An 11,775-nucleotide genomic window follows, 5' to 3' on the forward strand; every position below is an offset into this window, starting at 1 on the left:
AAGAGAGAAGGCAGCAGGCGCAGCTGCGTGGCTCGGCAGCGGCTTCTTCCAAGTAAGAGCCCGCTTCCACCGAAGTGGAGAACGCGGATTCGATGAATTTTTTCTGACAGCTCACGACCGTGCGGGCCTCAGCGACTGCCGACCCGCACTGTGTCGCCTTCGCGCCTCACCACGAAGCGTGGGTCGCGTTCAAGGAAAGCCTGCAGCGCACCGATGCGATGCGCGTCGAGGCTGCCGGATAACCGTGCCGATGCCGCGCCTTCGTCCAGTACGCGCACCTGCACCTGGTTGTGCCGGTTGAAGGCAGCTGCCACCTCATCGAGCCGCTCATCGAGGAAGGACACTTTGCGCTGCTGCCAGTCCAGCAGCATCGACAGCGGCATGTCCACTGACTCGACGGCATGGCTTCGCGCGTCGACCTGCACCACCCGGCCCTGCTCCAGCTGGGCCAGGCGGCGGGCACCCGCGCCCTGGCTCCAGACCTCGACCTCGCCGGAGACCACGCCGATGCGGGTGCTCTGCAGCCGTCGCGATACATCGAATACAGTGCCGATATCCCGGATCTCCAGGCCGTTCACTTCCACCTCGAACGGACGGCGGTCGCGGGCGATGTCGAACGTGGCCTCCCCCTGCAGCAGCTCCACCCTTCGACTGAACCAGCTCATGCGTACCCGCAGTCGGCTGTCCGCGTTGAGCCGCACCTGGGTCTGGTCGGGCAGCACCAGGTCGCGGAGTTCACCATGCCCGGCACTGTAGAGCTGCTGGGTGGGCATCATCTGCGAAACCAGGCCCACGCCGAGCAGGGCAACACAGGCCGCGGCAGAGACCGTCCACCAGCGCACGCGACCGCGACGCAGCACGGCGCGGGGCGGCGCGTGCGCACGACCGAACAGCGGCACCACCTTGGCGGCGACCTGCTGCGGTGGCACCAGCGCCGCATCAGCCAACGGCGATTGCAGCGCCTCCCCCACCTGCCGGTGCAACGCGAGCGCGCGCATGTAGGCGCGAACATGCTCGGGCGAGCGCTTCATCCAGTCGAGGAACGCGACACGCCCGGCCTTGTCCAGCCCCCCCTCGCGATTGCACAGGAACCAGTGCGCCGCCTCACGTTCGATCGTGTCGTCAGGCCTGCGTGATGGATACCGATTCATGTGAGCTCCCTGGCGCCCAGCGCCTTCCTGCAGGCGTCCAGCCCCTTGCCGATATGCTTGCGCACCATGTGCACCGACACCTGCAGCTGCTGGCTGATTCCCGGGCAGTCCAGCCCGTCGCGGTAGTGCAGCTCCATCACCCGGCGCGTGGTCGCCGGCAACCGCGCGATGGTGCTGCGGATATCGTTCCAGCGCTGCGCACGCTCGAATTCGCCCTCGATGTCTTCTTCGCTTTTCAGCACTTCGGCCAGCAGATCGACGTCTTCCAGCGGCGGTAGCGACGACCGCACGCGGGCGTGCTCGCGTGCCAGGTTGGCCGCCACGGTGAACAGGTAGGCTTCCGGGTTCTCGACCGCGTCGGCATCCTCGCCGGTGCTGCGCAGCAGCCGCAGGTAGACCTCCTGCGCCAGGTCTTCGGCATCCTCGCTGGCCGAACCGCGACGCAGGAAGAAGCCACGCAGCAGCCGGCGCCGCAGTTCGTAGCTCTTCTCCCAGATCCTCACGCTGTTCACGGCCGGCCAACCACCCCGAGGCTGGAAAGCCCAGCAGGGTGACCGCCATCGATGACAGTGGCGTTTCAACGACGGGAAGGCAGCCGCTAGAATGCGGCCCCTGCAATGTCCCGGCAGCCCGCACAAGGAGTGCTCCCATCAACGCACGCACCGCCATCAACACCTTCAGCAGCCTGCTGTTCCTGCTGCTGGTCGCCCACACCACCGCCTACCAGCAGCAGATGTGGCCACCCAGCCGGGTCATCCATGTGCATCCGGTAATCGTCGTCCTCGCCTATGCGCTGGGTGTGCTCACGCTGCTGTTGTGGATCAGCGGTCGTCGTGCGCCGGAACCCGCCCAACGCCTGGCGCGCTGGTTGCCCATCGTCGCCTGGTGCCTGCTGGGCATCGGCGTGGCGATCATCCCGGTGTTCCTGCCAGGGCTGTCCCCGGCCTGATCAGCGGCAGCGCCCAGCGCATCGGCCCATGATACGGCGCGCGGCACCAACCCTTGCTTGCCAGAGACCCAAGCCCCGCCCGCCTACCGAAGCGCGGGGGGCAGGCCTACGCTTGTCTTCTCGGTGGCCGCCACGGTCGCCCTTCGCGTCACGGCGCCCGCCGTTGCGACCCCGCTCCAGTGCTGTGCGCCCTGCCGGTGTTGTCGCCCAGGCAGACGTCCGACCGGCGCCCTCTGGAGACAGCCATGAACCAAGCCCTCATTCCCTTCGATACCGATCCGCTGGAAACGCGGGAGTGGCGTGAATCGCTGCAGGCGGTGATGCAGGCCGGTGGCCGGCCACGCGCGCACTACCTGATCGATCAGCTGAGCGGGCTGGACACCCAGCAGCACGACGACCTGCATACCCGCGCATGGACGGCCGGGCGACCTGGCCGTCGAGAGCCGCCTGAACGCGATGATCCGCTGGAACGTGATGGTCATGGTGCTGCGTGCTGGATGCAGGACGCCATGGGCAGGTATGGCATCGACACCGGCAAGCGCGACCCGGCCCCGGTGTAAGGCGGCGGTGTTCACCACGCCCGTTGTGCGGGCGTGGTGAACGCAGGATCGCTACGGCATGCGTTTGAACAGGTTGGTCTGCAGGATCGGGGTCCCGTCGTGAGCGTAGAACGCCTTGGTCTCGGTCATCGTCGCCTGGTCATCGGCCACGGTGTAGATACGGGTGGAGGCCGGCGTACCGTGGTCCACCAGCTGCATCACCAGGGTGTTCGGCGCCGGCAGCTTCAGGTTGGCCTTGTCCGCGCCATAGGTGCCGGACAAAGGGCCCGGCGTACCGTCCAGCGCCAGCGTGCCGTCGGACTTCATGGTATTGCCATCATGCAGGACGATATCCACGTGCGAGCTCCAGCGGCCACCACCGGCGTCCTTGAACTCCAGCACCACACGCTTCGGACGCTGCGCCTCGGGCAGTGCCGAGGTCGCGGTGTCCAGCGACCAGCGCCCCAGCAGCGGCGACGGGGACGCTTCCACCGCCAGCGCCAACCCGGCCGGCAGCGAACACGCACACAACAACACAGCGGACAACAGCTTCATACGTTGCTCCGTTCCAGTGAAGAAGGTGCTGCGTGACGCGTTGTGGGGCGCAGCGCTTCGGATCGTGCACAGCATCGGGGCCCCGCACAAGGCAGGGCGCTGAACGCGCGGCAACCTCGTTCGCGCCTCCCGCGATTCAGGTCTGGCGGCATGGCCTCATCACGTCCTTGTCGATACAAATCGTTACGTTATAACAGTTCATTCCTATTTCACGAGTCCTGCTATGCGTCGCCACCTGCTTGCTGCTGCCATCCTGCTCGCCGTCCACACCGCCCAGGCCGCGGACGAGCCCACCCTCCCCACCCTCCAGGTCCAGGCCTCCCCGCCCTCGCGCATCGACAGCCGGGTCACCGTCGACAATCCACAGGCGCAGAACCGTACCCTCGGAAGCCTGCTCGAACATGTCTCCGGCGTGCAGAGCAGCGCCTTCGGGCCGAACGCGGGCGCCCCGGTCATCCGCAGCCTCAGCGGCAACCGCGTGCAGATCTTGCAGGACGGCCAGTCGATTCTGGGCATGAACGCGATCAGCGGCGACATCAACATTCCGTTCGATCCACTGTTCGTGCGCAGCGTCATCGTCAACAAGTCCTCCGATACCGTGCGCTATGGCGGCAATGCGATCGGCGGCAGCGTGGAGATCGATTCCGGCCTCATCCCGCGCAGCATGGAAGACACGGAGCAGTCGATGGAGCTGGTCCTGCGCCAGGGCTTCAATGCCGCCGACGCGCAGGGCTTCCGCATGAACTTCAACAACCAGCGCAACCTCTCGACCAACCTGCAGGTCTCGCGTCAGCGCATCTCGCACTACGACATCCCGGGCAACAGCAAGGCCGCCGTCTGCAACACCCGCCTGTTCCCGCCGAGCGGCGGCGTCAACTCGGCGCTGGCCGACAGCTGCCAGAAAGAGGCGCGCGTCCAGCAGATCTACAACAAGGCCTCGCAGCCCTACATCGACCAGTTCATGAGCGAAAATCCGGACTGGGCCGATGGTGACTTCTCGTTCTACACCAACCATCCGACCTCGGTCTGGCAGCGCCGCACCTACATCAATCCGGCCAACCCGGCCTACGTGCCCGGCACGCCGTCGTACGTGCAGAAGCAGATCAACAACGATGTCACGCCCGACTACCATCACCGGCTGGGCAACAGCTACGCACGCAACTCGCAGGTGGCCTTCGGCTCGACGCTGTTTTTCGACCGTGGCTACGTGGGTGTCAGCATCGATACCAAGGACAGCGAATACGGCGTGCCGGGATTCTCGATGCAGAACCTGTCGTTCGGTTCGAACGATGCCGATGGCCTGCCGGTGGGCGTGGTGATCAAGCACGAACGCTATGCGCTGGACGCCCTGCTGCGCGATCCGCTGCCGTGGTTCGAGCGCGCGGAGCTGCGAGTTTCCAGGCTGGACAACACGTCGGGCGAGCGCCTCGGTGCATCCAAGGCCAATGACTACGACTTCGAAAGCTCCCAGGCCGAGCTGCTTCTGAGCCATCAGCGCGTCGGTCCGCTCAGCGGCCTGCTCGGCTTCAGCCACCAGTCGCGCCAGGTCACCGGCAGCGGTTCACTGCGCTACCTGCCCGACGTCGACACCCGCAGCAACGCGGTGTTCCTGAAGGAGACGCTGGACTTCGGCTGGGCCAGTTTCGATGCAGGCGTGCGCCACGAGCGCGTTGACCATGACCTGCAACCAAGCCGCTTCAAGACAGCGCGCAATGCCGCCAACACGAAATTGCAGGACCGCGACTACCGGCTCAACAGCTACACCCTCGGATCGTATGTCGAGCTAGGCCCCTTGTTCGCCGCCAAGGTGCGCTACGCATCCTCGCAGCGCGCACCGGAGATCAACGAGCTGTATGCCAGCAACGCACACTATTCGGTGATGACCCAGGAAGAAGGCAACCAGAACCTCAAGCCTGAGCGCGCGAAGAACCTGGAGCTGACCGGCCTGTTCCACATCGGCGGTTTCGAGCTGTCGGCCACCGCTTACCGGATGAAGTACGAGAACTATCTCTACCTCGGCCATTCCGGCCTGCAGACCGCCAACCGTCTGCCGCTCAAGTACTGGAAGCAGACCGACACCACGGTGAAGGGTTTCGAGATCGACGCATCTCAGGTGCTGGACCTGGGCCGGTATGGCACGTTGAACATCTCTGCCTTCGCCGATCTGGTGAAGAACAAGGCCGACCACCCCGATCCGCTGCGCGCCCACAACGATGGCGAGTACCTCCCGAACATGCCGACCAACCGCTACGGTGCCAACCTGCAATGGCAGCGCGAAGGTTGGAAGGCGCAGCTGTCGAGCACCTGCTACGACACGCAGAAGTACCTCGGCCGCAACGTCAGCGAGGAAATCCCGCTGGACGCGTTCAACCTGGTTGATCTGCAGGTCAGCCGCGAACTGCCGGTGCGCAGCAGCTACATCGCCGGCATGGAAGTGTTCGTCAACGGCAGCAACCTGCTCAATGAGGAAGCGCGTCCACACAACTCGCCGCTGAAGTACATCGCGCCGCTGCCGGGGCGGGGCTTCCAGGTGGGTGTGACGGTAAAGCTCTGAGGAGAGCCTGATTCGGTCGCCATCAGCGATCAATGATCGCTGGATGGCACGCCGGGACCCTGCACCCGCGCAAAGAAAAACGCCTGCAGATCGAGGATCTGCAGGCGCTTCTTTGTATCTGGCGGAGTGAGAGGGATTCGAACCCTCGATAGAGCTTTTGACCCTATACTCCCTTAGCAGGGGAGCCCCTTCGGCCACTCGGGCATCACTCCGGGGTTTTCTCCGCGTCTGGTGCGTCGCACCTCAGCGGGGCGTGAATCATAACGTTAATCGAGTGCGAAGGTAAAGCGTTATTCGGCAGAATTTTCGCTACCGGTGCCACCGGCTTCATCACCACGCTGGATGCGCTGATAGATCTCTTCGCGATGCACAGCGACGTCCTTCGGCGCAGTGATGCCGATACGCACCTGGTTACCCTTGACGCCAAGCACGGTGACGCTCACCGAGTCTCCGATCATCAGGGTTTCGCCGACGCGGCGAGTCAGGATCAACATTTTTGTAAGTCTCCATGGAACCGTGTGGAAGGGTATCCCCCACCGGCTTGACGCTCCGTCAAGAAGCGCTACCACGACAAAGGGAAAAGATTCGCAATGGTACCGTCAGCCGTCCCGCTCCTACAAGGAGGGGGACGGCCAGGTTCATCACAGGCGGGGGCTGACCCATTCGACGACTGCAGCCAGCGCAGTGGCAAGGGCGGGCCCGTCCTCGCCACCACCCTGGGCGAGGTCCGGGCGTCCGCCGCCCTTGCCCCCGATCTGACCGGCGATATGGGACAACAGTTCCCCGGCCTTGACCTTGCCCATTGCGCTGCCGTTCACGCCTGCGACCAGGGCCGCCTTGCCGTCCTGGGCGCCGGCCAGCACGATCACCGCGTCGCCCAGCTGCTGCTTGAGGCGATCCATGGCGTCACGCAGGGCCTTGGCGTCGAAGCCCTCCAGGCGGGCAGCCAGCACCTTCACGCCAGCGACCTCGACGGCCTGGCCGGACAGGTCGGCCGTGGCACCCGCAGCAACCTTGGCCTTCACGGCCTCCAGTTCGCGCTCCAGCTGCTTCTGGCGCTGGCCGAGGGCACGGATCTTCTCGACCACGTCGGCGGCGCTGCCGCCGAGCAGCTCAGCGGCCTCGGCCAGGCGGGCCTCTTCGGCGTCCACGTAGTCCAGCGCGCCCTGGCCGGTCACGGCCTCAATGCGGCGCACGCCCGCGGAGACGCCGCCCTCGGAGGTGATCTTGAACAGGCCGATGTCGCCGGTACGGTTGACGTGGGTACCACCGCACAGCTCGGTGGAGTAGTCACCCATCTTCAGCACGCGCACGTGCTCGCCGTACTTCTCGCCGAACAGGGCCATCGCGCCGAAGTCCAGCGCTTCCTGCATGCCCATGGTGTGCACTTCGGCGGCGTTGTTGGCGCGCACCTGCTGGTTGACCTTGCGCTCGATCACCGCCAGTTCGTCGGCACTGATCGGCTGGAAGTGCGAGAAGTCGAAACGCAGGCGGTCCGGGGCGACCAGCGAGCCCTTCTGCTGCACGTGGGTGCCCAGCACTTCGCGCAGGGCGGCGTGCAGCAGGTGGGTGGCCGAATGGTTGAGGATGGTGGCGCCGCGGCGCTCGCCATCAACCTGGCCGGAGAGCACGTCGCCGACCTTCAGGCCGCCGCCGGACAGGGTGCCGACATGGCCATGGAACTGGCCGGCGAACTTCTGGGTGTCTTCCACGACCATGCGCACGCCGTTGCCGGTCAGCACGCCGGTGTCGCCGACCTGGCCGCCGGACTCGGCGTAGAACGGGGTCTGGTTGGTGATGACGATGACTGCGTCACCCGCATCGGCCGACTGCACCGGACGACCGTCCTTGAGCAGGGCCAGCACGCTCAGGCCGTCGGCCTGCAGGCGGTCATAGCCCAGGAACCGGGTCGGGCTGAGGGTCGCCACCAGCTCGGCTGGCAGGGTCACGCCGCCACCGAACTTGCCGGCCGCGCGCGCGGTCTCGCGCTGCTGCTCCATCGCGGCATCGAAGCCGGCGATGTCGACGGTCAGGTCGCGCTCGCGGGCGATGTCCTGGGTCAGGTCGAGCGGGAAGCCATAGGTGTCATACAGGCGGAAGGCGTCAACGCCCGGGATCACGCCATTGCTGGCCTTGCCGGCCACGTCTTCGAAGATCTTCATGCCGGCATCGAGGGTTTCGGCGAAACGCTCTTCCTCGGCCTGCAGCGCACGGATGACGGTGTCCACCGCCGCCGGCAGTTCCGGATAGGCCTCGCCCATCTGCTCGACCAGCGTCGGCACCAGCTTGCTGAAGAACGGCTGGCGCACGCCCAGCATCCAGCCGTGGCGCAGGGCGCGGCGGATGATACGGCGCAGCACGTAACCCCGGCCTTCGTTGGACGGCAGCACGCCGTCGACGATCAGGAACGAGCAGGCGCGGATGTGGTCGGCAATCACGCGCAGCGACTTGTTCTCCAGGTCGGCGGTGCCGGTCAGCTCGGAGGCCTTGCGGATCAGCGCCTGGAACAGGTCGATCTCGTAGTTGGTGTGCACGTGCTGCAGGATCGCAGCCAGGCGCTCCAGGCCCATGCCGGTATCCACGCACGGCGCCGGCAGCGGCACCAGGGTGCCGTCGGGCTGGCGGTCGAACTGCATGAACACCAGGTTCCAGATTTCGATGAAGCGGTCGCCGTCTTCATCCGGCGAACCCGGGGGGCCGCCTGCGATATGGTCGCCGTGGTCGTAGAAGATCTCGGTGCACGGACCACACGGACCGGTGTCGGCCATCTGCCAGAAGTTGTCCGAAGCGAACGGCGCACCCTTGTTGTCGCCGATGCGCACGATGCGCTCTTCCGGCACGCCGACCATGTCGCGCCACAGCGCATAGGCTTCGTCATCGGTCTGGTAGACGGTGACCAGCAGGCGTTCGGCCGGCAGCTTCCAGACCTGGGTCAGCAGTTCCCAGGCCCAGGCGATCGCGTCCTTCTTGAAGTAGTCGCCGAACGACCAGTTGCCCAGCATTTCGAAGAAGGTGTGGTGGCGTGCGGTGTAGCCGACCTGGTCGAGATCGTTGTGCTTGCCGCCCGCGCGCAGGCAGCGCTGCACGTCGGCCGCGCGCACGTAGCTACGCTTCTCCGCGCCGAGGAACACGTCCTTGAACTGCACCATGCCGGAGTTGGTGAACAGCAGGGTCGGATCATTGCCCGGCACCAGCGGCGCCGAGGGCACGATGGTGTGGCCTTTGCCCTTGAAGAATTCAAGGAAGTCGCTGCGGATCTGGGATGTCGTGAATTTGGCGGATGCGTTCATTGGGGGCTGGCAGTCTGCGGGCCGGCGGACCCGGACCACCGGCCGTGTTGGCCAGAGTCGCGAGGGACCGCCGAAAACCTAAAGGGTATCAGGCCCGGCGCCGCCAGTCTCAGTCGTCCGGGTCGTAGCGGGTCGCACGGCGGATGCTGTCGCCGTCGAAGCCCCGTCGGGCCAGCAGATCGGCGGCCTTGCGCCGCTGCGTCAGGTCCTGCGGACCGGCCTCGCCAAAGCGTCGGCGGACCAGATCACGGGCGTTCTCCTGCCAGTCGCCTTCGTAGCTGTCCATCGCTGCAGCAATCGCGGCACTGTCCAGGCCGTGGGTCCCCAGCTCGGCGCGGACATGGATCGGCCCATAACCGGTGTTGGCGCGCATCCTCACCAGGTTCTCGGCAAAACGGGTGTCGTCCTGCCAGCCCGCCTCGGTCAGCTTGGCGACAGCGGCCTGCGCGGCTTCGTCTTCGATGCCACGGGCGGTCAGCTTGCGGGTGAGTTCCTTGCGCGAGTGCTCGCGGCGGACCAGCAGGCCCAGCGCCCGTTGGACGGGAGTCTGCTCACGCTGCCGGCGCTTGCGGCCGGTGGGAATGTCTTCGGCGTCGGACATCGGTGCTCCAAGGGTGGCGCCGTCCTTGGCGCCCTGCCCATCCCTGGGCGATTCGAACCTGCGGGACAGGGCGACGTCACTGACGGCGCCGCCCTGCCCCACAGCAAGCCTTACTCGTCGTCGCCTTCGTCGTCGCCTTCCTCGCGGGCCGCTTCGGCCGGCTGGAATTTCTCACGCAGCTCGGCCTCGAGCTTGGCGGCGACGGTCGGGTTGTCGCGCAGGTAGCCGCGGGCATTGTCCTTGCCCTGGCCAATGCGCTCTTCACCATAGCTGTACCAGGCGCCGGCCTTCTCGACCAGCTTGGCATCCACGCCCATGTCGATCAGTTCGCCCTCGCGGCTGATGCCTTCGCCGTACAGGATCTCGGTGATGACCTGCTTGAACGGAGGCGCCAGCTTGTTCTTGACGACCTTGATCTTGGTCTGGTTGCCGATGATCTCATCGCCCTTCTTGATCGCACCGATACGGCGGATGTCCAGGCGGACCGAGGCATAAAACTTCAGCGCGTTGCCACCGGTGGTGGTTTCCGGGCTCTGGCCCGGCATCATCACGCCGATCTTCATGCGCAGCTGGTTGATGAAGATCACCAGGGTGTTGGAACGCTTGATGTTGCCGGTCAGCTTGCGCAGCGCCTGGCTCATCAGGCGGGCCTGCAGGCCCGGCAGCTGGTCACCCATTTCGCCTTCGATTTCGGCCTTCGGGGTCAGCGCGGCGACCGAGTCGACCACCAGGATGTCAACCGAGCCCGAACGGACCAGCATGTCGGCGATTTCCAGCGCCTGCTCACCGGTGTCCGGCTGCGACAGCAGCAGGTCGTCCACGTTCACGCCCAGCTTCGCGGCGTAGATCGGGTCAAGCGCGTGCTCGGCGTCGATGAAAGCTGCGGTACCGCCCATCTTCTGGCATTCGGCGATGGCCTGCAGGGTCAGGGTGGTCTTGCCCGAGGATTCCGGGCCGTAGATCTCAACGACACGGCCCTTCGGCAGACCGCCAATGCCCAGTGCGATGTCGAGCATCAGCGAACCGGTCGGGATGGCTTCGACGGGCTCGACCACGCGGTCGCCCATGCGCATCACCGAGCCCTTGCCGAACTGCTTCTCGATCTGGCCCAGAGCAGCAGCCAAGGCGCGCTTCTTGTTCTCGTCCATCGTATTGGTCCTTGCAGAGGTCATGTCGTTGGGGGTGCTGTCTTTGGGGGTCTTCTTTGCCATGGGTTCACTTTAAGTCGGACGTATCGCACAGGCTGAGATTCTGCCCGGCGCTCTGAAAAGAATTATCGGACATCCGTACCAACCTCAGTGGAACCAGAGAATCGCCACAAAAGACCGCGGGGTAATGCACTATGGAGCGGGTCAACGATTGGGCCGAAGCAGGCCGCAATAGAGGCCTTCGATCGCAAAATCCTGGTCCGGCAGCACCTCGATCGGCTTGTAATCGGGATTGCGCGGCAGCAGGCGGATGCGGTCCTTGGCGATCTTCAGCAGCTTGACGGTGATCTCGTCATCGATGCGGGCCACCACGATCTGCCCGGAACGGGCGTCGCGAGTGCGGTGTACGCCGATCAGGTCGCCGTCGAAGATGCCCTCGTCGATCATCGAGTCGCCCTGCACTTTCAGCAGGTAGTCCGGCGCCGGCGAGAAGAACACCCGGTCCAGCACCACGAAATCGTCGGAGCCGATGTCGGCACCGATCGGCAGGCCGGCAGCGACCCGGCCCAGCACCGGCAAGCGCAGCACGCTGTCCGGAAGGCCCGGCTCGGCGAGCTTTTCGACCGGCGGTGCCTGCACCAGACGGATGCCGCGAGCCTGGCCCGGGATGCGACGGATCGCACCGGCCTGCTCCAGGGCTTCCAGGTGGTACTGGGCCGCGCGCACGCCCTTGAAGCCGAACGCACGTGCGATTTCAGTCTGCGACGGCGGTGCGCCTTCGCTCTCGATACGCTCGGCGATCAACTGCAGGATCGCCTGCTGGGTGTCGGTCAGGTCCATGGTTAGTAGTATTACTACTAATGCGCACAACTGCAAGTGCCGGGTCTGTAGTGCCGAGCCATGCTCGGCAGTTGCGCCAATGGCCGGGCGGCAAAGGCAAAAAGCAGCCGACCAGCGATTGGCCCTACAGGCATCGCGCAGCGATTCC

General features: G+C 65.5%; 10 protein-coding genes, 1 tRNA gene and 1 pseudogene. 3 read left to right on the forward strand and 9 right to left on the reverse strand.

Features of this window, described 5'->3' with window-relative positions:
• Positions 1-128: 128 nt before the first annotated feature.
• Both AB839_RS16180 and AB839_RS16185 read right to left on the reverse strand, forming a co-directional pair.
• Positions 129-1,151, reverse strand: coding sequence for a FecR domain-containing protein (locus AB839_RS16180; RefSeq protein WP_061480147.1), 1,023 nt, complete (start codon positions 1,149-1,151; stop codon positions 129-131).
• A complete protein-coding gene (locus AB839_RS16185) occupies positions 1,148-1,663 on the reverse strand; it encodes a sigma-70 family RNA polymerase sigma factor (RefSeq protein WP_061480148.1) in 516 nt (171 codons plus the stop codon). The genes AB839_RS16180 and AB839_RS16185 overlap by 4 nt, the downstream gene beginning before the upstream one ends.
• Positions 1,664-1,701: 38 nt before the next feature.
• Between AB839_RS16185 and AB839_RS16190 the strand changes: the two genes are divergently transcribed.
• Both AB839_RS16190 and AB839_RS16195 read left to right on the forward strand, forming a co-directional pair.
• Positions 1,702-2,100 carry a hypothetical protein gene (locus tag AB839_RS16190; RefSeq protein WP_061480149.1) on the forward strand — a complete coding sequence of 133 codons (399 nt, stop codon included), beginning with the start codon at positions 1,702-1,704 and terminating at the stop codon, positions 2,098-2,100.
• Between the two features lie 245 nt (positions 2,101-2,345).
• A pseudogene (locus AB839_RS16195) lies at positions 2,346-2,598 on the forward strand (hypothetical protein); the annotation flags it as partial.
• Positions 2,599-2,711: 113 nt separating this feature from the next.
• Here AB839_RS16195 and AB839_RS16200 read toward each other — a convergent pair.
• Positions 2,712-3,194 (reverse strand): hypothetical protein, encoded by a 483-nt coding sequence (locus tag AB839_RS16200; RefSeq protein WP_061480151.1) that lies wholly within the window; start codon positions 3,192-3,194, stop codon positions 2,712-2,714.
• Between the two features lie 223 nt (positions 3,195-3,417).
• Here AB839_RS16200 and AB839_RS16205 point away from each other — a divergent pair, with 223 nt between their 5' ends.
• A complete protein-coding gene (locus AB839_RS16205) occupies positions 3,418-5,748 on the forward strand; it encodes a TonB-dependent receptor (RefSeq protein WP_061480152.1) in 2,331 nt (776 codons plus the stop codon).
• A gap of 119 nt (positions 5,749-5,867) precedes the next feature.
• Here the strand turns inward: AB839_RS16205 and AB839_RS16210 are convergent.
• The 6 genes from AB839_RS16210 to lexA all read right to left on the reverse strand — a co-directional run bounded on the left by AB839_RS16210 (position 5,868) and on the right by lexA (position 11,627).
• Positions 5,868-5,960: transfer RNA gene (locus AB839_RS16210), tRNA-Ser, on the reverse strand.
• Between the two features lie 78 nt (positions 5,961-6,038).
• Complete coding sequence (gene csrA / locus AB839_RS16215) at positions 6,039-6,242, reverse strand: carbon storage regulator CsrA (RefSeq protein ID WP_004152909.1); 204 nt, start codon at positions 6,240-6,242, stop codon at positions 6,039-6,041.
• 147 nt (positions 6,243-6,389) lie between these two features.
• Entirely contained in the window at positions 6,390-9,038 is a 2,649-nt protein-coding gene (gene alaS, locus AB839_RS16220; RefSeq protein WP_061480153.1) for an alanine--tRNA ligase, read from the reverse strand.
• Positions 9,039-9,147: 109 nt separating this feature from the next.
• Positions 9,148-9,639, reverse strand: coding sequence for a recombination regulator RecX (gene recX, locus AB839_RS16225; RefSeq protein ID WP_061480154.1), 492 nt, complete (start codon positions 9,637-9,639; stop codon positions 9,148-9,150).
• Positions 9,640-9,749: 110 nt separating this feature from the next.
• A complete protein-coding gene (recA, locus tag AB839_RS16230) occupies positions 9,750-10,787 on the reverse strand; it encodes a recombinase RecA (protein WP_005416046.1) in 1,038 nt (345 codons plus the stop codon).
• Positions 10,788-10,991: 204 nt separating this feature from the next.
• Positions 10,992-11,627 (reverse strand): transcriptional repressor LexA, encoded by a 636-nt coding sequence (lexA, locus tag AB839_RS16235; RefSeq protein ID WP_005416045.1) that lies wholly within the window; start codon positions 11,625-11,627, stop codon positions 10,992-10,994.
• Between the last annotated feature and the right edge of the window lie 148 nt (positions 11,628-11,775).

This window comes from Stenotrophomonas sp. DDT-1 (genome assembly GCF_001580555.1).
Classification (GTDB): domain Bacteria; phylum Pseudomonadota; class Gammaproteobacteria; order Xanthomonadales; family Xanthomonadaceae; genus Stenotrophomonas; species Stenotrophomonas sepilia.